Source organism: Streptomyces sp. NPDC049040 (assembly GCF_043197715.1).
Classification (GTDB): domain Bacteria; phylum Actinomycetota; class Actinomycetes; order Streptomycetales; family Streptomycetaceae; genus Actinacidiphila.
The window spans coordinates 77,684-97,977 of record NZ_JBICTO010000018.1; the positions used below are offsets into that span (position 1 = coordinate 77,684).

Below are 20,294 nucleotides of genomic sequence, written 5' to 3' on the forward strand. Positions count from 1 at the left end.
TCATGCCCGCCGAACCGCACGACGTGCTGGAATTGGCGATGGAGGGCTTTTTCAGGCGACGTGGCGTGCTCGACCCGTCCCGTGTCGTGCCGGGGCTCGGCGCCTCGCTCTCGGAGTCGCTGGCACTCGGCTTCCTGGCCGCCGGCGCCTGCGTACAGCACGAACTCGGGGCGTATCTGGGCCTGGAGAAGAGCACCGTGAGCCGGCTGGTGGCCGGCATGACCGAGAAGGGCTGGGTCGAGCGCGGCCGCGACCCGGACAACAGGCGCTTCCAGAAAGTGGTGCTGACCGGCCCCGGGCAGCGGGCGGCCACCCAGATCGCCGATGCGGTGCGGCAGCGGCACGAGCGCTGGCTCGCGGCCCTCAGCCCGGAGGAGCAGCAGGCGCTGGCCATAGGACTGCCCGCGCTGGTGCGGGCGATGACGGCCGAGTTCGGCGAGGACTGAGCGGTCCGCTGCCGGAGGCGGCCGCGGCCAGGGCGCGCCGACGCACGGATCCACGCCGGGCGCGGCGTACGCGTCGGCTGACACACCTGCGGCACGCCCGCGACGCGCGCATCCCGCGGCCCCGCCGATGTCCTGCGTCGAGGCCATACCCGGCAGGGGGTTCGGGGTGGTGGCCACGGCGCCACGGACGGGGTGCCGTGGCGGTCGGCGCGCCGGGCGCGTCCGGCGCGGCGGGGACGAGAGGCGACACGCCCGACTGCGCCGGGGCGCACCTCTGCCGCCGGGGTCCCCGCGGGGGAAGGTATGGATTTCCCAAAACCGATGAACGAGACGATTGCGTGACGGGGGTCACAGGTGCTTCGATTCGTTAAGAAGCTTTACTAACGATCGATGGAGGTCCCCCACCCGCCATGACATCGACCCGTACGCGCCTGACTGCGGCAGCCGCCGCAGCCCTCGCGCTCACCCTGCCTCTCGCCGTCGGGAATGCCGACGCCGCCACGACCCGCACCACCGCCACGGTGGACCCGGCTGCCGCGCAGGCCGCCGCCACGTACACGGCCGCCCAGGTACTGGCCGGCGTCCAGCAGAACTCGACGGCCGCCAACAAGGTCAACAGCAAGCCCCACATCAACACCATGACGCGCGCCCAGAACGTGAACGTCTACCAGGTCGCTCCGGGCGTCTACGCCTACAGCTCCGGCATGGCCATCGACACCGACGGCAGCGACTCCGACCCCGATCCCGACCACCAGGGCGAGACGACCTGGGAGGACAGCAACGGCCAGGCCCTGGGCGCGCACCACGTGCCCTTCTACGTGCTGGGCGACGACTGCTGGGACCGCACCTCCCCCTGCCCGCACTTCTTCTACGAGGAACGCGGCATGAGCGGCCGGCAGTTCGCGCTGATGTTCTACAACGGCAAGGTCATCGGCTCGATCTTCGGCGACACGCAGACCGCGAACAACCAGACCACGTCGGACAACGACTCCCGCGAACTGGGCGAGGCGTCCGTGAAGGCGGCCCAGCTGCTCGGCATCCCCAGCAGCGGCACCACCGGCGGGGTGGACAACGGCGTGACCGTCGTGATGTTCTCCGGCTCCTCCTGGGTCGTGAACGGCACCAACACCAACCTCAACGACCACGCGCAGGCCCTGGTCCAGACGGCGCTGGACAGCCTCGGCGCGAGCATGGCGGGTACCACGCCGCCCACGAACCCACCGCCAGGCGGCACGCGGTTCGAAGCGGAGACCGGCACACTGTCCGCCGGCGGCACCTTCGACTCCGACCACCTCGGCTTCACCGGCAGCGCCTTCGCCAACCCGGCCAACGCGGCCGGCTCGTACCTCGACATCCCGGTCACCGCGGCCGCCGCCGGCACCGTGACCCTGACCTTCCGGTACTCCGACGGCACCACCGCGGCGCGGCCCGCGACCATCACGGTCAACGGCACCTCGCGCGGCACTCTGAACTTCCCGGTCACCACCGACTGGGACACCTGGTCCACCGCGTCCGTCTCGGTGCCCCTGAAGGCCGGTGCCAACACCATCCGGGTCACCGGCACCACCGCGAACGGCCCCGCCAACATCGACTCGGTGACCGTTTCCTAGACGAGCAGGTCCGGTGTCGGTGGTCCGGCCGGCTTCCACCGGCCGTACGCCAGTCGCCCGGCGGCCACCGGCTGCGTGCCCCACCCGGATGGACACTCGGGTGGGACACCCGGCCGGGACCCACCCGGGCCCCCCGGCGCGACCCGGGCCCCTCGGCGGCGCCCCGCTTCCCCGCGCCCGGAGAGCGTCAGCCTGCCGGGTCGGGGGCGGGGGCCGCGCGGTCGGGCGGCGGGGTCGTGACGGTGAGGGGGACGCCCCGCAGGAGCTGGACCAGCACCGTCAGGACGCCGGCCGTGACGCACTGGTCGCTGAGGTTGAAGATGCCGCTGTGCCCGATCTGGATGAAGTCCAGGACGGCGCCCCTTCCGAAGCCGGGGGTGCGGAAGATGCGGTCGGAGAGGTTGCCGCCCGCGCCGGCGAAGATCAGGCCGAGGCCGACGGCCCAGCCCCGGCTGCGTACCGAAGGCGCCGTACGGATGATGAAGCCGAGCACGCCGATCGCCATCAGGGTGAAGACCAGCGTCGCGCGCGGCGCGAAGGAGCCGGCGGCGCCGGAGTTGCGGTAGGCGGTGAAGGTGACGTGGCCGCCGAGTATGTGGCTCGGCCGGTGGCCCTCGACGACCACCGCGGCGATCGCCTTCGTCACCTGGTCGAGGGCGACCCCCGCCACCGCCGTGATCCACAGCGTGCGCTGCGCCACTCCACTGACCGGCATCCGCATCGGCCGCCTCCCGCGTATCCGTGACCGTACGGCGACCGAACCGCCGTCCCGCTCGACCCTACGCCCGGCCGGCGGTGCCACCCATGGGGCCAAAACTCCCATATCACCCCCGAACGGCCCTGCTGCCACGGGCGGCGGGCGGGAAGGCTGGTGCGGACGACACCGTCACCGCCTGGAGGTCACATGTCCGACGCGCCCGCGACCGCACCCGCGGCCCTGCCAGCAGAGGAGCTGCGGGCACTCGACGCCCACTGGCGGGCCTCGAACTACCTTGCCGTCGGCCAGATCTACCTCATGGCCAATCCGCTGCTCACCGAGCCGCTGCGGCCCGAGCACGTCAAGCCCCGGCTGCTGGGCCACTGGGGCACCTCACCGGGGCTGAACCTGGTCCACACCCACCTCAACCGGGTCATCCGCTCCCGCGACCTGGACGCCATCTGCGTCTGGGGTCCCGGCCACGGCGGCCCCGCCGTGCTGGCGAACTCCTGGCTGGAGGGCAGCTACACCGAGACCTACCCCGAGATCACCCGGGACACGGCCGGGATGGCGAGGCTCTTCCGGCAGTTCTCCTTCCCCGGCGGCGTCCCCTCGCATGTCGCGCCGGAGACGCCCGGCTCGATCCACGAGGGCGGCGAGCTGGGGTACTCCCTCTCGCACGCCTACGGTGCCGCGCTGGACAACCCCGGCCTCCTCGTCGCCTGCGTGATCGGCGACGGCGAGGCCGAGACCGGCCCGCTGGCCGCCTCCTGGCACTCCAACAAGTTCCTCGACCCGGTGCACGACGGCGCCGTGCTGCCGATCCTGCACCTCAACGGGTACAAGATCGCCAACCCGACCGTCCTGGCCCGCATCCCCCGGCCGGAGCTCGACGAGCTGCTGCGCGGCTACGGGCACGAGCCGATCCACGTCACCGGCGACGACCCCCTGGCCGTGCACCGGGCGATGGCGGAGGCCATGGACACGGCGCTCGACCGCATCGCCGCCTTCCAGAGCGCCGCCCGCGACCAGGGCGCCACGGCGCGGCCGCGCTGGCCGGTGATCGTGCTGCGCACCCCCAAGGGCTGGACCGGCCCCGCCGAGGTCGACGGACTGCCGGTCGAGGGCACCTGGCGGGCCCATCAGGTGCCGCTCGCCGGGGTGCGCGACAACCCTGACCACCTGCGCAGGCTGGAGGAGTGGCTGCGGTCCTACCGCCCCGCGGAGCTTTTCGACGCCGACGGCCGCCCCCGCCCGGAAGTGCTGGAGCACGTGCCCGCGGGTGACCGCAGGCTCGGCTCGAACCCGCACGCCAACGGCGGCCTGCTGCTGCGCGACCTGCCGCTGCCGCCGCTGGAGGAGTTCGCGGTGCCCGTGGACACCCCGGGCGCCGGCCGCCACGAGCCGACCCGGGTCCTGGGCGCGATGCTGGAGCGGGTCATGGCCGACAGCGCCGAGCGCCGCGACTTCCGGCTGGTGGGCCCCGACGAGACCGCGTCCAACCGGTTGCAGGAGGTGTACGGGGCCACGGGCAAGGCATGGCAGGGCGATGTGCTCGACGTGGACGAGCACCTGGACCGGCACGGGCGGGTCATGGAGATCCTGTCGGAGCACACCTGCCAGGGCTGGCTCGAGGGCTACCTCCTGACCGGCAGGCACGGCCTGTTCTCCTCCTACGAGGCCTTCGTCCACATCGTCGACTCGATGGTCAACCAGCACATCAAGTGGCTGCGCACCACGCGCGAACTCCCCTGGCGCCGCCCCATCGCGTCGCTGAACTACCTGCTCACCTCGCACGTGTGGCGCCAGGACCACAACGGCTTCTCCCACCAGGACCCGGGCTTCATCGACCACGTCCTGAACAAGGCGCCGGAGGTGGTCCGCGTCTACCTCCCGCCGGACACCAACACCCTGCTCTCGGTGGCCGACCACGTCCTGGCCTCCCGGGACTACGTCAACGTCGTCGTCGCCGGCAAGCAGCCGTCGTTCGACTGGCTGTCCATGGACGCCGCCCGCGCGCACGCCGCCCGCGGCGCCGGTCTGTGGGAGTGGGCCGGGACCGAGGACGTCCGGCGCGGCCCCGACGTCGTCCTGGCCTGCGCCGGTGACGTGCCCACCCTCGAAGTGCTCGCGGCGGCACAGCTGTTGCGCCACCACCTGCCGCAGCTCGGGGTGCGCGTGGTGAACATCGTCGACCTCGCCCGGCTGATGCCGCACGACGAGCACCCGCACGGCATGAAGGACGCCGAATACGACGCCCTCTTCACCCCTGACAAGCCGGTGATCCTCGCGTACCACGGCTATCCCTGGCTCATCCACCGCCTCGCCTACCGCCGCACCGGCCACGGCAACCTGCACGTCCGCGGATACAAGGAGATCGGCACCACCACGACGCCCTTCGACATGGTCCTGCGCAACGACCTCGACCGCTACCGGCTGGTCATGGACGTCATCGACCGCGTCCCCGGCCTGCCGGTGACGGCGGCCGCGGTACGCCAGCGCATGGAGGAGGTGCGGCTGCGCCACCACGACTGGATCCGCGAGCACGGCACCGACCTGCCGGAGGTGGCCGACTGGACCTGGCAGGACTGACCGGCCGCCGGTGGCGCGCCGCCTGGCCGCATGATTGTGCGGCCGATATCGGAAGCGGATCGAACGGTATTCCCCGGTCTTCTCCGCTCTGCGTTCCACGCGCGCCGCCGATTCCGGCGGCGCGTCACGCATTTAAAGCGCAGGACATCACCGAGAAACACATCGGCGGGACTCTTCCAACGCCGCCCGGGACACGTCCGGGGCGGCGGATCGCACCCTGTGGACGGAAGAGGGAGTTCTCGTGACGGACACGGTCGACACACCCGCGCCTCCGGGCGGCGCCACCGGTACGACGACCCGCCGGTACAACGGCTGGACGAAGAACACCACACTGGAGGACTACTCGCTGCGCTACGCGCCCAAGTCCTTCCGCCGCTGGACCCCTTACGTGGTGGCCACCACCGCACTCGGCGGCATCGCCTACCTCGCCGACTTCGCGATCGGCGGCTCCATCGCGATCTCGCACGGATTCGGCAGCGCGCTGATCGCGATCCTGGCCGCCGCGGTCACCATCTTCCTGACCGGAATTCCGATCTCGTACTACTCGGCGAAATACTCGATCGACATGGACCTGTTGACCAGGGGCGCCGGTTTCGGTTATCTCGGCTCCACTCTCACGTCCGTCATCTACGCCAGCTTCACCTTCATCTTCTTCGCCCTCGAAGGCTCGATCATGGCCCAGGCGCTCGATCTGGGCCTGCACATCCCGCTGGCGGTGGGCTACCTGATCTGCGCGCTGATCATCCTGCCGCTGGTCTTCTACGGGATGACCGCGCTGTCGACGATGCAGGTGTGGACGCAGCCGGTGTGGCTGGTCCTCATGGTGGCGCCCTTCGTGTCGATCGCGATCCAGGACCCGCACGCCTTCTCGCGGTTCACCCACTTCGCGGGCGACTCGCCGACCGGTTCGTCGGTCAGCCTGATCGGGGTGGGCGCGGGCGCCGGCGTCGCCCTGTCGCTGATCGCACAGATCGGCGAGCAGGTGGACTACCTGCGCTTCATGCCCGACAAGACCCCGGCGAACGCCCGCCGCTGGTGGAGCGCGGTCCTCGCGGCCGGGCCCGGGTGGGTGGTGCTGGGCGCGGCCAAGCAGATCGGCGGCGCCTTCCTGGCCTTCTACATCGCCGGGCACATCGGCCTGGCCAAGGCCAACGAGCCCATCCAGCAGTACGTCTCGGGCATCCACACCTTCGCCGCGCCGGTCGCACTGGGCCTGGCCACCTTCTTCGTCATCCTCTCGCAGATCAAGATCAACACGACCAACGCCTACTCGGGTTCGCTGTCCTGGTCGAACTTCTTCTCCCGGCTGACCCACCGGCACCCCGGCCGGGTCGTCTACATCTTCCTCAACGTCGGCATCGCGCTGGCCCTGATGGAGGGCGGCGTCTTCGGCTTCCTCAACACCGTGCTCGGCTTCTACTCCAACGTGGCCATCGCCTGGATCGGCGCCGTCGTCGCCGATCTGGTGATCAACAAGCCGCTGGGGCTCAGCCCGTCGTACATCGAGTTCAAGCGGGCGCACCTGTACAACTTCAATCCGGTGGGCTTCGGGTCGATGCTGGTCGCCTCCGCGGTGTCCATCGCCGCGTACTTCCACGCCTTCGGCGCGTACGGCAAGGCGTTCTCGCCCTTCATCGCCTTGTTCGTGGCCCTGGCGCTCTCACCGCTGCTCGCGGTCGCCACCAAGGGCCGCTACTACATCGCGCGCACCGACGACCAGCCCGAGCCGCTCTTCCTCGACGACGGCCTGCTGTCGGCGGCGACCATGACCTGCACGGTCTGCGCGGAGGACTTCGAGCGTCCCGACATCGCCGGCTGCCCCTTCCACGGCGGTGCGATCTGCTCGCTGTGCTGCAGCCTGGACAAGGACTGCCACGACGCCTGCAAGCCCGCCGCACGCGGGGCCGGCGGCCCGGTCGACCTCGGGATGCCGACGACCGCGGCCGGGTGACGGCGGGGGGCCACGACGGGGTGCCGGTACGCGCGTGGGGCGCGGACCGGCACTTTCGTGCGTCCTGGGTCTTTACTCCGTCGCCACCGATGGTCTAGAACGACAGTCATCCTATGTTACGTCCACCCGGGGCCATGTTTCCGCATGCCGTAGAGGAGTCACGCATGGAGACAGGCACATACATCGGACTACTACGTCAACACCGTTGACTGAGAGCCGTATCGCCCAGGAGGGCATCGTGCAGAAACTCCCCCGCCGCCGTCGGCGGGTTCCGTACAGACGGGTCGTCGCGCTCTGCTCGGCGGCGCTCACCGCCCTCGCGGGCGCCGCCGTGGCAGACGCCGGCACCGCCGTCGCGGCCACAGGGCCGACCACCGCCTGGCAGCACGGAGACTTCAAACTCGACCCGGCAGGGGTCGTCAGCCGCTCCGACCTCGTGCTCGGCTCGCCGAACGCGGACCCCATCGCGTCCATGCCGCTGGGCAACGGATCCCTCGGCGTGGCGGCCTGGGCCGCCGACGGCTTCACCGCCCAGCTCAACCGCTCCGACACCATGCCGGACCGCAAGTCGCCCGGCCGGCTCAACATCCCCGGCCTGTCCGTCATCTCGCACGCGGCGGACTTCACCGGACGGCTGGACCTCACCGACGGGGTGCTGCGCGAGTCCGGCGGCGGCATGTCGCTGCAGGCCTGGGTCGCGGCGGACAAGGACGAGCTGATCGTCGATGTCGCGGGCGCCGACCCGTCCGTGGCGCAGACGGCGACGATCGACCTGTGGTCGCCGCGCAAGCCGGCCGCCGCGGTGTCCGGCACCGTCGGCACCCTCGCCGAGACCTGGGCCGACGGCAGCCCGCCGATCGGCAGCGGAAAGACCTTCGGTTCGCTCGCCGCGATCACCGCGGGCGGCCGCGGGGTCAGCACCGCGGTCAGCAGCCCGACACAGGTCAAGGTCAGCTTCACCCCGCACGCCGACGGCACCTTCCGGGTCGTCGTCGCCTCGCCCGGCTGGACCGGCGGCAATGCCGCCAAGACCGCGGCCAAGGTCATCGGCAAGGACGCCACCGCGTCCGTACGGGGCCTGATGTCCGCCCAGGACCGCTGGTGGGACGGCTTCTGGTCGCATTCCGGCCTCATCGCGATGAGTTCGGCGGACGGCAGCGCCGAGTACATCGAGAACCTGCGCACGCTCTACCTCTACGAGGAGGCGGCGTCGATGAGGAAGGGCATCTACCCCGGCAGCCAGGCAGGCGAGGCGGACATGTTCGCCTGGAACAAGGACACCCAGACCTGGACGCCGTCGGCGTACTGGCTGTGGAACCTGCGCACCCAGATCGCGGCCAACATGAGCTCGGGCAACTACCAGCTCAACACCCCGATCTTCGACATGTACGCCGACGACCTGCCCGCCATCGAGGCGTGGACCAAGCAGCAGATGGGCGGCCGTCCCGGCGCCTGCGTGTCGGAGACGATGCGCTTCAACGGCAACGGCATCTCCCCCGGGGTCGGCGAGAACGGCTCGTGCAGCGAGCCCGGCAGCCCCAACTGGAACGCCCTGGACATCTCCTCGGGACCGGAGATCGCCCTCTACATGTGGGAGCAGTACCAGGGCACGGGCGACAAGGCCGCACTGAAGCGGTACTGGCCCTTCATCAAGTCGGTCACCGAATTCCAGCTCGCCTACCAGACGCCGGGCGCCGACGGGCTGCTGCACGCCAACGCCAACGCCCACGAGACCCAGTGGGCGGTGCAGGACCCGACCACCGACATCGCGCTCGACCAGGCGGTCTTCCCGCTGATCGGCGAGATCGCGCACCTGCTCGGCACCGACAAGGGCGCCGACAAGGCCCTGGTGTCCCGGGTGGCCACCGCGCAGCGGCAGATCCCGCCCTACCCCCGCACCGACCAGGCCACCCGCAGCCGGCTGCTCAACCCCGGCTACACCGAGGCCGAGACCGCCGCCGCGGACGCCACAGGCACGGACATGCTCGCCATCTCCTACGAGCCCGCGGCCGAGCGCAGGAACGGCGAGAACATCGAACTGGAGCCGCTGTGGCCCTGGAACACCATCAGTGACCAGGACGCCGGCCTCTTCCAGCTGGAGCAGCGCAGCTACGCCCACCGGCCCAACAAGGGCGGCAACGACTGGTCGATGGACGCCATCGACGCGGCCCGGCTGCAGAATCCCGCCGAGGTGCGCAGCAACCTGATCTCGCTGACCGAAGGCCACCAGGTGTATCCCAACGGCTTCGCCGACCTGGGCAATTCGGTCGGCTACCAGCCCTACATCGAGCAGGAGTCCGGCGCCGCCACCGCGGTCAGCGAGGCGCTGGCGCAGGACTTCGACGGCATCCTCCGCTTCGCACCGGCCTGGCCCGCCGAGTGGGACGGCGCTGGCAGCGTCTACATCCAGGGCAAGAGCAAGGTCGACGTGCAGGTGCAGGGCGGGCGGCTGGTCACCGCCGCGATCGAGGCCGGCACCACGGGCACCCAGCGGGTCAAGAACCCGTGGCCGGGGCAGTCCACCGAGGTCGTGGACGGCAAGAACGGCAAGGTCGTCGTCAAGGCGTCCACCGCCGGCCTGCTGGACGTCCCCGTGAAGTCCGGCAAGACCTACCTGGTGCAGCAGGCCGCCGCGCCCACCACCGCCCTGCCGTTCGCGCAGGTCACCGGAGACGCGCCGACCGCGGCCCGGCATCTGGGAGGTGTCCGGCTCGGTCTCGACTCGGCGGTCCGGTCGGGCAGTTCGACCATCGGCACCGTCCTCGGCGGCACCGACCGTGCCTACGGCCTCAGCAGGACCGAGGACGCCGGCTCCCCCGGCACCGCCGGTGACGTGGCCGGGCTCAGCGCCCGTACCGCCGACGGCGACATGTCCTTCGACGTCGCGGACGACGTGGCCGCGACCGGTTCCTACGACGCCAGGGTCACGGTGTCGTACTACGACTCCGGCACCGGCTCGCTGTCCGTGCAGTACGACGCCGGGAGCAAGGACCGCTACCACCAGGCCGGCACCATCGCGCTGACCGGCACCGACACCTGGAAGACCGCCGAGGTCACCCTCAGCGGCGCCTGGTTCGGCGGCCTGCAGAGCAACGGCGCCGACCTGCGGCTGCACTCCGCGGACGGGCCCTTCACCGTGCACAGCGTGGGCCTGACGGTCACCGGCGCCTGGGTGCCTGACCGGCACGCCTTCCCGCCCGCCCCGGTGATCACCACACCGCGCACCGGTGCCACGGTCAAGCTCGCCTCGGCCGTGTCCGGTACCGCGATCCCCGACGGCACGGTGACCGTGCGCGAGGCGTCAGGGGTGCTGTGCACCGCCACCGCGGACGACGCCGGCGCCTGGAGCTGCGCCCCCGCGGCCGGCTTCACCCCCGGACGGCAGACCGCCTCCGCGACGGTCGCCGACCCGGGCGGGATGGTCAGCGACGCCTCGGCCGGGGTCGCCTTCGACGCCTCCGACCTGCCGCCCGGCACCGCCGTGGTCGGTTCGGTCGTCGGCGCCACCGACCACGCCTACGGCATGGGCGAGGACGAGCGGCCCTCGGGCGGCTTCGACGGACCGACGACCGCCTCGGTGGTCGGCGGACTGTCCGCGCGTACCAGCACCCAGGGCAACATCTACTTCGACATCGACGACTCGATCGCCCACGCCGGTTACTACACGGCCACCTTCACCGTCTCCTACTACGACCAGGGCAACGGCTCGTTCTCCGTGCAGTACGACAACGGCAGCTCCGACCCGTACAAGTCGGCTTCCGGGATCCCGCTCACCGGCACCGGCACCTGGAAGACCGCGACGGTGACGGTGACCGACGCCTACTTCGGCGGCCAGCAGCACTCGGCGGCCGACTTCCGGCTGCGCAACGGCGGCGGCCAGGTCACCGTGCACAGCGTCGCGGTGAAGATCAGCGGTGACGGCGTGCCGAACGTCACCGACTTCGCGCCGCCGGTGGCGATCTCCTCGCCCGCCGCGGGCGACACCGTCGCAACCGCGCCCGCCGTCTCGGGTTCCGCGGAGCCCGGCGCGACGGTCACCGTGACCTCCGACGGCACGCCGCTGTGCACCGCCGACGTCGCCGACAGCGGCAGCTGGACCTGCACCGGGTCCGGCGCGCTCGCCGCGGGGCCGCACACGTTCAAGGCCACCGCGGCCGACCCGACCGGCACCCCGGCCGAGGCCGCCACCGTGGCGGTGACCACGGCGTAACAGCGCCACGGGAAGGAGCACCCGGGAGCGGTCCCGCCGAACGGCGGGGCCGCTCCCGCGCGTGGCGGCGGCGTCCGGTGGACCGGGCCCGCCCCCGGTGGACCGGCGCGTGCGGCTACGCGAAGCCGGCGACACCGCGCGGGCTGTAGTGCTCCTCGAGGCGCGCGCACTCCCCGTCGGTCAACCGCAGGCCGACCGACGCGACCGCGTCGTCCAGGTGCTGCGGCTTGGTCGCCCCGACGATCGGCGCGCTCACCCCGGGCCGGCGCAGCAGCCAGGCCAGCGCGACCTGGGCGCGGGAGACGCCGCGCTCGCCGGCGATCTCCGCGACGGCGTCCACGATGTGCCGGTCGGTGTCCTGGTAGAGGGTCTTGCCGAACTCGTCGGTCTCGCTGCGCGCGCTGGTGGTGTCCCAGGCCCTGGTGAGCCGGCCGCGGGCCAGCGGGCTCCACGGGATGACCCCGACGCCCTGGTCGGCGCACAGCGGCAGCATCTCCCGCTCCTCCTCGCGGTAGAGCAGGTTGTAGTGGTTCTGCATGCTGACGAAGCGGGTCCAGCCGTGCCGTTCGGCGACGTACTGGGCCTTGGAGAACTGCCAGGCGTACATCGAACTCGCCCCGATGTAGCGGGCCTTGCCGGCCTTGACCACGTCGTGCAGGGCCTCCATCGTCTCCTCCACCGGAGTCGCGGGGTCCCAGCGGTGTATCTGGTAGAGGTCGACGTAGTCGGTGCCGAGCCGGCGCAGGCTGTGGTCGATCTCGGTCATGATCGCCTTGCGGGACAGGCCGCCGCCGTTGGCGCCCTGGCGCATCCGCCCGTGCACTTTGGTGGCGAGCACGATCTCGTCGCGGCGGGCGAAGTCGGCCAGCGCCCGGCCGACTATCTCCTCGCTGGTGCCGTCGGAGTAGACGTTCGCGGTGTCGAAGAAGTTGATCCCGGCCTCGACGGCCTGCCGCACGAAGGGCCGGCTCGCCTCCTCGTCAAGCGTCCAGCTGTGGTTGCCGCGGTCCGCGGCGCCGTAGCTCATGCAGCCCAGGCAGATGCGGGAGACATCGAGGCCGGTGGTGCCGAGTTTCAGATAGTCCATGGTCGGCAGCGTACGTGGCGGGGCCGGCCGCCCTTCGGCCGCGCCGGTCGCCGGGCTCTGCCGGCGAACGCCCGCCGAGGCGGCGGGCCGCGCGATACCATCCCTCCCGTGATCACCCACGACAACCGCCGCTCCACTGCCGCGTGCCGCTGTCCGCTGCACGGCTGTTGTCGCTGATCCTCCGGACTCCCCCGGCGCCCGCTCCCGCTCGGCGGCACAGCTGCGCCCGTACGCCCCCGTCAGGGCCGCCTTTCCTCGCGCCATCATCCCCCTCCCCCCGAGGAGTCGATGCACATGTCCATGGTCGAGCACGCCTACGATCGCCGCCGTCTGCACCAGTGGCTGGCCGGGCAGGCCCGCGCGGAGGGCGTCTCCCGGCGCGATCTGCTGCGGCTGGCCACCGCCGCCGGCGTGGTGGCCGCGGCCGGATCGCTGCCCTGGGCCGCCGCTGCGGCCGACGCCCCGCCGCCCACGCCCGGGATCGTCAAGCCGCTGCCGCCCGAGCTGTTCACCGTGCGCGGCACCAATGCCGAGACCAACTGGAGCGCGCTGCGCGGCACCGGCCACCACACACCCCTCGACCGCTTCTTCGTCCGGAACCACACCTCGACTCCGGTGCTCGACGCGGACGACTGGAGCCTCAAGCTGTGGGGCAGCGGCCTGCGGGGCGAGCCGGGGCCCGAGGAGGCCGTCGAGTTCGGCTACCGCGACCTGCGCAGGCTGCCGTCCGTCACGGTCGACTCGTTCGTCGAATGCGCGGGCAACGGCCGCGCGTACTACACCTCCCAGCAGGGGGACACCGTCAGCGGCACCGCGTGGACCCTCGGCGCCGTGGGCCAGGCGCGGTGGCGCGGGGTCCGGCTGGCGCGGGTGCTGCAACTGGCCGGCACCCGCCCGCACACCGTGGACCTGCAACCGCGCGGGCTGGACGACCCGTGGGTCTCCAACGGCGCGGACCTCGGCCACGTACGGCGCCCGCTGCCGTACGCCAAGGCGCTCGACGACGTGATCCTGGCCTACGAGATGAACGGCCGCCCGCTGCCGTACGACCACGGCTTCCCGGTGCGCGTCGTGGTGCCCTCGTGGGTGGGCATCGCCAACATCAAGTGGGTCGGTGACATCGAGGTGTCGGCAGAACCGCTCTACTCCCCCTGGAACACCGACTTCTACCGGCTCTTCGGCGCCGCCTACCCGCCGGGCGGCAGCGAGCCGCTGACCCGGCAGACCGTCAAGAGCGCCTTCGAGTTCGCGGACGGGGCGGCCTTCGCCGCCGGCCGCCGGCACCGGCTCACCGGCCGCTCGTGGTCGGGCGCCGGCGGCATCCGCCGGGTCGAGGTGAGCACCGACGCGGGCGCCAGCTGGCGCCCTGCCCGGCTGCACGACGAACCCCGGCCGCACTCCTGGTCGCGCTGGTCGGCCGACTGGCATCCGACAACCCCCGGCCCCACGGCCTTGCTTGCCAGGGCCACCGACACCGCGGGGCGCCGCCAGCCGGACCGCAGCACACCCAACGACCAGGGCTACCTCTTCGGCGCCGTGGTCCACCACCCGGTCACCGTGCACGCCTGACGGGTGCCAGGCCCGCCGCGGCGCCCCGCCGTGCGGGAGGCGTCGCGGCTCAGGAGGCGCCGCCCCGCACGGGCTCGTGGCCGCGGCCCCGCAGCGGTGCGCCGCCCGAGGGGTCGAGGCACCAGTCGAGGACCGAGGGCCAGGGGCCGTACCCGGAGTCCGGGGTGAGGTGGCCGCCGCCGGCCACGATGTCGACCGGCAGGCCCAGGGGCACGCCGAACTCGGTGGCCGCGCCCTCCGGGCAGCAGGGGTCGTCGTCGCCGCAGACGATCCGGGTGCGCCCGGCGGCGGCCGCCCGCCCGGGGGCGAGTGCCGGCGGGGCGAACGCGGCGACCTGCGGGTGCTGCCGCAGGAAGCCCGCGGACGGCGGGGCGACCAGCAGCACCCGCTCGACGGCCAGGGCGGTGTCCTCGCGCGCGACGGCGTGCAGCCACAGCGCGCAGGCCAGGCTGTGGCACACGACGGTGTGCCACCGCCGCGGACCGGCGAGCAGCGCGCGCAGCGCCGCAAGCCACACCGCGAGGTCGGGCTCGTCGGGGTCGGGCAGTTGTGGGTAGGCGACCTCGTGGCCCAGTTCGGCCAGCCGTGCCGCCAGCCAGTGCTGCCAGTGGCCTGGCGGCCTGCGGTTCTGCCAGCCGTGCAGGATGACGAAGCGGTGCCCGCCGGGGACGTCGGTCATGGTCGCTCACCCTCGGATGTCGAAGTGCCGGGTTTCCGGGGAGGGTTCGCCCAGCAGGCGCCCCTCCCGCAGCCACCGGGGCCGACGTCCTTGTCCCGCCTCCGGATACGCCAAGCAGGGTAGCCGACGGGTAGGGCGCCCCGTCAGCCGGCGAGGGCGGCGCGGGCCGCGCCGACCGCTTGGTCCGCGTAGCCGCCGCCGAAGAGCACCGTGTGCACCAGCAGCGGGAAGAGCTGGTGGAGCGGCACCCGGGCGGTGAAGCCGTCGGCGAGCGGTGCCGCCTCCCGGTAGGCGTCGACGACCAGGCCCAGGTGCGGGCAGCCGAAAAGCCGGAGCATGGCAAGGTCGGTCTCCCGGTGCCCGCCGTGGGCGGCCGGGTCGATGAGCCAGACCTGCCCGTCGGCGCCCCACAGGACGTTGCCGTTCCACAGGTCGCCGTGCAGCCGGGCGGGCGGTTCCGCGGGGCCTGCCAGCTCCGGCAGGCGCTCGCAGACCCGTTCGACGACGGCCGCCCCGGCCGGGGTCATGCCGCCGGCGTCCACGGCCTGCCGCAGGTAGGGCAGCACGCGGTGCTCGGCGTACCAGCGCGGCCAGTCGGGACCCGGCGTGTTCCGCATCGGCGCCGCGCCGATGAAGGCGTCCTCGGGTCCGCCGGGCGGCGCGGCACCGAAGGCGGGCGCGCCCGCGGCATGCATCGCGGCGAGGTCCCGGCCGAAGCGGGCCGCCGCCTCCGGGCGGGGGCGGCCGGTCGGGACCAGTTCTGTCACCAGCCACCGGTCGTCGCGGCCGTGGACCGCGGGGACGCGGACCGTACCGGTGGCGGCCAGCCAGCGCAGCCCGGCCGCCTCGGCCCGCAGCGCGCCTGGGCCGTCGGCGTGCTTGGCCATCACCGTCCTGCCGCCGTCGAGGGCGACCTCGGTGAGGTCGCCGGACAGCCGGTGCGCGCCGGTCGCCCGGAGTCCGGTCATCCGGGCCGCCGCGGCGCCCGCGCCGTGGTCCGCGGTCATGCGTCGAGGTCTGCGCGCACCCGGTCGAGCAGCCCGGGCATCGCGGCCTCGATCATGGCCAGCACCTCTTCGAAGCCCTCGGGGCCGCCGTAGTACGGGTCGGGTACGTCGAGGTCGCCGATCGCGTCCGGGTCGAAGGAGCGCAGCAGCCGTACCCGCGCGGGGTCGTCGGCCATCCGGAGCAGCGCCTTCTCGTGACCGCCGTCCATCGCCACCAGCAGGTCGGCGTCCAGGTGGGCGGGGCCGATCCTGGCGGCCACGTGCTCCACCGGATAGCCGTGCCCGGCCAGCGCCTCGGCGGCCCGCGGGTCGATGCCCTCACCGGCGTGCCAGCCGCCCAGTCCCGCGCTGGTGACCCGCACCCGGCCGTCGAGGCCCGCCCTGCGCAGGTGCTCGGCCAGGACGAGAGCGGCGGACGGCGACCGGCAGATGTTGCCCGTACAGACGAAGCAGATGTGCACGGCACCACGGTACGGCCGTGGGCCGCCCCGACGCCGGTCCCCCACCGGTGGAGCACGTAGGAGTGGCCCGGCGGGCGTACCGTGGCGGGGCGACAGGGGAGGCACGGATGGAGTACGCACGGCTCGGGTCCTCGGAATTGACGGTCTCGCGGATCTGCCTGGGCATGATGGGTTTCGGGGACACCCCGGCGCGCGAGTGGCAGCTGAGGGAGGACGGGGCGGAGCCGATCGTCCGGCGGGCCGTCGAGGCGGGGGTGACGTTCTTCGACACCGCGGACAGCTATGCGGGCGGCACCGGCGAGGAGATCACCGGCCGGCTGCTGGCCCGGCTGTTCGGCCGCCGCGAGGATTACGTCCTCGCCACCAAGGTCTACTTCCCCACCGGCCCCGGCCCCGACGACCGCGGCCTGTCGCGCCGGCACATCATGGCGGCCGTGGACGCGTCGCTGACCCGGCTCGGCACCGATTACGTGGACCTGTACCAGATCCACCGCTACGACCCCGACGTCCCGGTCGAGGAGACGATGGGCGCGCTCGACGACGTCGTACGGGCGGGCAAGGCCCGCTGCATCGGCGCGTCGAGCATGTTCGCCTGGCAGTTCGCGAAGGCGCAGTACGCGGCGCGCGCCGCGGGCGGGGCGTGCTTCGTGTCGATGCAGAGCCACTACAACCTCGTCTACCGCGAGGAGGAGCGCGAGATGCTCCCGCAGTGCCTGGACCAGGACGTCGGCGTCATCCCCTACAGCCCGCTGGCCCGCGGGCTGCTGGCCGGCAACCGCACCCGCGACGGTGCCCGGCGGACGGTGCGGGCGGCGTCCGACCCGCTGGCCGACGCCCGCTTCGAGGCGCACGCGGAGGCCGATTTCGAGGTCGTGGACGTGCTGCGTGCCGTCGCCGCGGAACACGGTGTGGCGCCTGCCAGGGTCGCGCTGGCCTGGCTGCTCGGCCGGCCGGGCGTGACCGCCCCGGTCGTCGGCGCCTCAAGACCCGAGCACATCGATGACGCCGTGGCCGCCGTCGGCCTGCGGCTTGCCCCCGAGGAGGACGCCCGGCTGGCGGCGCCGTACCGGCCGCACCCGGTCATCGGCCACTCCTGAGCCGGCCGCGCGCACAGCTCCGCGCGGTCAGCCCGCGGTGTCCCGGCGGGCCCGGAAGGCGGCGGCCTTGGTGCGGTTCTGGCACGCGGTGGAGCAGAACCGGCGGCCCGCGTTGCGCGACGTGTCGACGTAGACGCGGTCGCACTGGGCGGCCCTGCACACGCCGAGCCGCCCGGCGAGTTCGCTGCCGACCGCCACGGCGAGCCCGGTGGCGCACCCGGCGCCCCAGCCCACGGCCAGCGAGTCGTCGGCACCGTGGAAGTGGAGCTGCCAGGGCTCACCGGGTGACCGGTCCAGCTGCGGGCGGGCGCCGGTGGTCAGCAGCAGGGCGTTGATCGCGTCGGCGGCCTCGTCGTGCCGTCCCGCGTCCACGGACACGAACACCCGGCGGATCTCCCGCGCGGTGGCGGCGAGCCGGTCGGCCGACTCCTGGTCGACCCGCCGGCGGGCTCGCTCGCCGGTGTCGCGCCCGCCGTCGTGGCCGTCTGCGCGGCCTGCGCTGCCCGCACGGACCGGCACCGCGGGCAGTGCGGCGTCCACGGCCGCCGGCAGCGCGGCACCGCGGGGCGCGGTGTACGGCTTGCCGCGCGCCTCGCCGTCGGTCAGCGCGTTGACGAGCGAGACGGCCGCGTCGAGCACCACCGTCACATGACTGTCGAACATCACTTGACCAGTCACCCCCTCCGGGATTAGCGTCCGTCACTGGCATCGGTCCATTCAACAGTGATGAGGGTACATGCGCGCCTCCGACCGCGGCAGCCGGCTGCCGCGTACGGTGTGGCTGCTGCTCGCCGCCCGCGCGGTCAACCGGCTCGGCGCCTTCTCACTGCCCTTCCTCACGGTCCTGGTCAGCACCCGCCTGGGCGCGAGCGCGGCCGCGGCCGGAGCCGTCTCGGCCGCCTTCGGGTGCGCGACGATCCCCTCCCGGCTGGTGGGCGGCCGCCTCGCCGACCGGCTCGGGCGCCGCCGCACCATCGTGCTCGGGCTGGCCGGCTGCGCCGCGGCCCAACTCGGCATCGCCGCCGCGGGATCGCTGCCCATGGTCGCCGTCTTCGCGGTGCTGCTCGGCCTCGCCTTCGAGCTCTACGAGCCGCCCAGCCAGGCGATGATCGCCGACGCGGTGCCCCCCGCGGACCGGGCGCGCGCGTACGGCCTGCTCAACGCCGCGCTGGCGGTGGGCGGCATGGGTGCGGGCCTCATCGCGGCGGGCCTGGGGCGCTGGGACCTGCGCTGGCTGTTCGTCGCCGACGCGGTGAGCTGCCTCGCCTGCGCCGTCATCGTGCGCGCGGTCCTGCCCGCCGACCGCGAACGTCCCGGCGGCGGCGCCGAAGCGCGCCCTGGCGGGCCCGGCCCGTGGCGCGACCGCATGCTGCTCGTCATGCTCGCCACCGGAACCGGCTACGCGGTGGTCTACATGACGATCATGACGATGCTGCCGCTGTCCCTGGAACGCCGCGGCATGCAACCCGCCGACGCCGGGCTGCTCTTCACCGCCTCCGCCGCCACCATCGTCGCCGCCCAGCCGCTGCTGCGGCTCGGGCCCCTGGCCCGGCTCAGCGCCCCGGTGGCGCTGGGCCTGGGCGATCTCCTGCTGGCCGCGGGACTTGCCGGCTACGCGGCCTCGGACACCCGGGCCGGCTCCCTGACCGCCACCGTCGTCTGGAGTGCGGGCGATGTCATCGTGATGGGACGCGCCTACGCCCTGGTGTCGAATCTCGCCCCGGCCGGCGGAACCGGCCGCTATCTGGCCGTATACGGCACCAGTTGGGGCATCGCCGGCATCGCGGCACCGGTCGCGGGCACCCAGCTGATCCAGCACGCGGGACCGACGGCGCTGTGGGCGGTGACGGCCGGCTTCTGCGCGGTGCTCGCCGCCGGCCATCTGCTGGCCGCAGGGCCGCTCGCGGACCGGGGCCTGGTGGGAATGCGCGGTGGACCGGCGGAGTTGTCAGCGCCATGACCGAGAACCCCGGATCCGAGATCCTGCACTACACCGCCTTCTCAGCCGACCCCGGGGGCGGCAACCGCGCCGGGGTGGTCCTCGACGCGTCCGGTTTCGACGAGCGGCGGATGCTCGCCGTCGCGGCGGACCTGGGCTACAGCGAGTCGGCGTTCCTGACCGCGCGGCCGGGCGAAGGGGCTTACGCGATCCGCTACTTCAGCCCGAAGGCCGAGGTGTCCTTCTGCGGGCACGCGACCGTCGCGGCCGCCGTCGCGCTGGCCGAGCGGGACGGCCCCGGCGAGCTGGAGTTCGCCACGGCGGCCGGGCCGGTGCCGGTCAGTGTCGTGCGTGAGGACGGCGAGCTGCGCGCCACGCTGACCAGCGTAGAGCCGTACGTCGAGGACGCCGACCCGGCGGACGTGGCGGAGGCACTGGCCGCGCTCGACTGGGCAGCCGCGGACCTCGACCCCGCGCTGCCGCCCAGGATCGCCTACGCCGGCGCCCGCCACCTGGTGCTTGCGGCCGCGACCCGCGCGCGGCTTGCGGACCTGGACTACGACTTCGCGCGGCTCGAAGCGCTGATGCGGCGGCTCGGCCTGACGACCGTGCAGCTGGTGCGGCGCGAGTCGGAGCACACCTTCCACGTCCGCGACCCCTTCCCGGTCGGCGGGGTGGTCGAGGACCCGGCGACCGGCGCCGCAGCGGCCGCCTTCGGCGCGTACGCGCGCGAACTCGGGGCGGTCCCCTCCGCCGCCGTGCTGACCCTGCACCAGGGCGCCGACATGGGGCGCCCCGGCACGCTGACCGTGGAGCTGCGCGACGGCGACGCCAGGGTGCGGGTCAGCGGCACCGCCGCCAGGATCGGCTGAGCGGGCCGGTGCGCCCGGGTCCCACGGGCCGGGCCGGCGGGACCGGCGCCCCTCGGGCGCGCCGGTCCCGCCCGCGG

15 protein-coding genes are annotated in these 20,294 nt (G+C 73.1%); 9 read left to right on the top strand and 6 right to left on the bottom strand.

Annotated elements, in window-relative coordinates; translation table 11 throughout:
• Nucleotides 1-2: 2 nt before the first annotated feature.
• Nucleotides 3-446: a MarR family winged helix-turn-helix transcriptional regulator gene (locus ACGFMP_RS30865; protein ID WP_393676506.1), complete on the top strand. Its 444-nt coding sequence runs from the start codon at nt 3-5 to the stop codon at nt 444-446.
• 410 nt (nt 447-856) lie between these two features.
• Complete coding sequence (locus ACGFMP_RS30870; protein ID WP_393676508.1) at nt 857-2,056, top strand: glycoside hydrolase family 75 protein; 1,200 nt, start codon at nt 857-859, stop codon at nt 2,054-2,056.
• Between the two features lie 187 nt (nt 2,057-2,243).
• On the opposite strand, the gene ACGFMP_RS30875 is transcribed toward ACGFMP_RS30870, so the two are convergent.
• Nucleotides 2,244-2,771 (bottom strand): signal peptidase II, encoded by a 528-nt coding sequence (locus ACGFMP_RS30875; RefSeq protein WP_393676510.1) that lies wholly within the window; start codon nt 2,769-2,771, stop codon nt 2,244-2,246.
• A gap of 189 nt (nt 2,772-2,960) precedes the next feature.
• Here ACGFMP_RS30875 and ACGFMP_RS30880 point away from each other — a divergent pair, with 189 nt between their 5' ends.
• The 3 genes from ACGFMP_RS30880 to ACGFMP_RS30890 all read left to right on the top strand — a co-directional run bounded on the left by ACGFMP_RS30880 (nt 2,961) and on the right by ACGFMP_RS30890 (nt 11,506).
• Entirely contained in the window at nt 2,961-5,345 is a 2,385-nt protein-coding gene (locus ACGFMP_RS30880) for a phosphoketolase (RefSeq protein ID WP_393676512.1), read from the top strand.
• A gap of 241 nt (nt 5,346-5,586) precedes the next feature.
• Entirely contained in the window at nt 5,587-7,296 is a 1,710-nt protein-coding gene (locus ACGFMP_RS30885; RefSeq protein ID WP_393676514.1) for a purine-cytosine permease family protein, read from the top strand.
• 205 nt (nt 7,297-7,501) lie between these two features.
• Nucleotides 7,502-11,506 (top strand): Ig-like domain-containing protein, encoded by a 4,005-nt coding sequence (locus ACGFMP_RS30890; protein ID WP_393676516.1) that lies wholly within the window; start codon nt 7,502-7,504, stop codon nt 11,504-11,506.
• A gap of 115 nt (nt 11,507-11,621) precedes the next feature.
• Here the strand turns inward: ACGFMP_RS30890 and ACGFMP_RS30895 are convergent, their stop codons facing one another.
• Nucleotides 11,622-12,593 carry an aldo/keto reductase gene (locus ACGFMP_RS30895; RefSeq protein WP_393676518.1) on the bottom strand — a complete coding sequence of 324 codons (972 nt, stop codon included), beginning with the start codon at nt 12,591-12,593 and terminating at the stop codon, nt 11,622-11,624.
• Between the two features lie 294 nt (nt 12,594-12,887).
• On the opposite strand from ACGFMP_RS30895, the gene ACGFMP_RS30900 reads away from it, so the two are divergent.
• On the top strand, nt 12,888-14,162 hold the full coding sequence (locus ACGFMP_RS30900) for a sulfite oxidase (RefSeq protein ID WP_393676520.1): 1,275 nt from the start codon (nt 12,888-12,890) through the stop codon (nt 14,160-14,162).
• Between the two features lie 49 nt (nt 14,163-14,211).
• Here ACGFMP_RS30900 and ACGFMP_RS30905 read toward each other — a convergent pair whose 3' ends face one another.
• From ACGFMP_RS30905 to ACGFMP_RS30915, 3 genes are all read right to left on the bottom strand, one after another.
• Nucleotides 14,212-14,841 (bottom strand): RBBP9/YdeN family alpha/beta hydrolase, encoded by a 630-nt coding sequence (locus ACGFMP_RS30905; RefSeq protein ID WP_393676522.1) that lies wholly within the window; start codon nt 14,839-14,841, stop codon nt 14,212-14,214.
• Between the two features lie 143 nt (nt 14,842-14,984).
• Nucleotides 14,985-15,848: a fructosamine kinase family protein gene (locus ACGFMP_RS30910; RefSeq protein ID WP_393676523.1), complete on the bottom strand. Its 864-nt coding sequence runs from the start codon at nt 15,846-15,848 to the stop codon at nt 14,985-14,987.
• The gene (locus ACGFMP_RS30915; protein WP_393676525.1) at nt 15,845-16,309 is read right to left on the bottom strand and encodes a low molecular weight protein-tyrosine-phosphatase; all 465 of its coding nucleotides are present in this window, start codon (nt 16,307-16,309) and stop codon (nt 15,845-15,847) included. Before ACGFMP_RS30915 ends, ACGFMP_RS30910 begins: the two co-directional genes overlap by 4 nt.
• A 107-nt stretch (nt 16,310-16,416) precedes the next feature.
• On the opposite strand from ACGFMP_RS30915, the gene ACGFMP_RS30920 reads away from it, so the two are divergent.
• Complete coding sequence (locus ACGFMP_RS30920) at nt 16,417-17,406, top strand: aldo/keto reductase (RefSeq protein ID WP_393676527.1); 990 nt, start codon at nt 16,417-16,419, stop codon at nt 17,404-17,406.
• A 27-nt stretch (nt 17,407-17,433) separates the two neighbouring features.
• Here ACGFMP_RS30920 and ACGFMP_RS30925 read toward each other — a convergent pair whose 3' ends face one another.
• Nucleotides 17,434-18,069: a CGNR zinc finger domain-containing protein gene (locus ACGFMP_RS30925; RefSeq protein ID WP_393676529.1), complete on the bottom strand. Its 636-nt coding sequence runs from the start codon at nt 18,067-18,069 to the stop codon at nt 17,434-17,436.
• 73 nt (nt 18,070-18,142) lie between these two features.
• On the opposite strand from ACGFMP_RS30925, the gene ACGFMP_RS30930 reads away from it, so the two are divergent.
• Together ACGFMP_RS30930 and ACGFMP_RS30935 are read left to right on the top strand one after the other, a co-directional pair.
• Nucleotides 18,143-19,366 carry an MFS transporter gene (locus ACGFMP_RS30930; protein WP_393676531.1) on the top strand — a complete coding sequence of 408 codons (1,224 nt, stop codon included), beginning with the start codon at nt 18,143-18,145 and terminating at the stop codon, nt 19,364-19,366.
• Entirely contained in the window at nt 19,363-20,217 is an 855-nt protein-coding gene (locus ACGFMP_RS30935) for a PhzF family phenazine biosynthesis isomerase (RefSeq protein WP_393676533.1), read from the top strand. The genes ACGFMP_RS30930 and ACGFMP_RS30935 overlap by 4 nt, the downstream gene beginning before the upstream one ends.
• Nucleotides 20,218-20,294 lie beyond the last annotated feature (77 nt).

What these genes read in the sequence shown, in the direction of transcription:
- ACGFMP_RS30935 (WP_393676533.1), top strand. Translation starts at nt 19,363, where the DNA reads ATGACCGAGAACCCCGGATCCGAGATCCTGCACTACACCGCCTTCTCA.
- ACGFMP_RS30910 (WP_393676523.1), bottom strand. Translation starts at nt 15,848, where the DNA reads ATGACCGCGGACCACGGCGCGGGCGCCGCGGCGGCCCGGATGACCGGA.
- ACGFMP_RS30870 (WP_393676508.1), top strand. Translation starts at nt 857, where the DNA reads ATGACATCGACCCGTACGCGCCTGACTGCGGCAGCCGCCGCAGCCCTC.
- ACGFMP_RS30920 (WP_393676527.1), top strand. Translation starts at nt 16,417, where the DNA reads ATGGAGTACGCACGGCTCGGGTCCTCGGAATTGACGGTCTCGCGGATC.
- ACGFMP_RS30925 (WP_393676529.1), bottom strand. Translation starts at nt 18,069, where the DNA reads ATGTTCGACAGTCATGTGACGGTGGTGCTCGACGCGGCCGTCTCGCTC.
- ACGFMP_RS30880 (WP_393676512.1), top strand. Translation starts at nt 2,961, where the DNA reads ATGTCCGACGCGCCCGCGACCGCACCCGCGGCCCTGCCAGCAGAGGAG.
- ACGFMP_RS30865 (WP_393676506.1), top strand. Translation starts at nt 3, where the DNA reads ATGCCCGCCGAACCGCACGACGTGCTGGAATTGGCGATGGAGGGCTTT.
- ACGFMP_RS30895 (WP_393676518.1), bottom strand. Translation starts at nt 12,593, where the DNA reads ATGGACTATCTGAAACTCGGCACCACCGGCCTCGATGTCTCCCGCATC.
- ACGFMP_RS30905 (WP_393676522.1), bottom strand. Translation starts at nt 14,841, where the DNA reads ATGACCGACGTCCCCGGCGGGCACCGCTTCGTCATCCTGCACGGCTGG.
- ACGFMP_RS30875 (WP_393676510.1), bottom strand. Translation starts at nt 2,771, where the DNA reads ATGCCGGTCAGTGGAGTGGCGCAGCGCACGCTGTGGATCACGGCGGTG.
- ACGFMP_RS30900 (WP_393676520.1), top strand. Translation starts at nt 12,888, where the DNA reads ATGTCCATGGTCGAGCACGCCTACGATCGCCGCCGTCTGCACCAGTGG.
- ACGFMP_RS30930 (WP_393676531.1), top strand. Translation starts at nt 18,143, where the DNA reads ATGCGCGCCTCCGACCGCGGCAGCCGGCTGCCGCGTACGGTGTGGCTG.